The 238-nt window shown below is 46.2% G+C and carries 1 protein-coding gene; it reads right to left on the bottom strand.

What is annotated here, in order from left to right; genetic code table 11:
- Positions 1 to 73 precede the first annotated feature (73 nt).
- Positions 74 to 217, bottom strand: coding sequence for a VOC family protein (locus LKX83_RS34620; RefSeq protein ID WP_370639186.1), 144 nt, complete (start codon positions 215 to 217; stop codon positions 74 to 76).
- Positions 218 to 238 lie beyond the last annotated feature (21 nt).

The raw sequence follows: 238 nt of genomic DNA, 5'->3' as shown, positions 1-238 counted from the left end.
AATCAATGGAGCAAACCCACTTGCAATAATCGCGCCGAACTGTGTCCCCAGCGGAATGGGGATACCCGCTCTTCTAGCAGATGCTAGCAAGCATCATCTCTCCATCTACGGTCATAATTTTTTCGCTCTGGTGAAAGTCTAATACTTCCATAAAAAAGCGGGTGACAGTCTCTACATCATCTCCAGTAAGCAATACATGATCGAGGCGATACGGCACAATTCCCCGCAGTATTTAATG

The organism is Cohnella baijiui, assembly GCF_020731285.1.
In the GTDB taxonomy this organism is placed as follows: domain Bacteria; phylum Bacillota; class Bacilli; order Paenibacillales; family Paenibacillaceae; genus Cohnella.
This window is presented reverse-complemented; position numbering and strand designations above follow the sequence as displayed.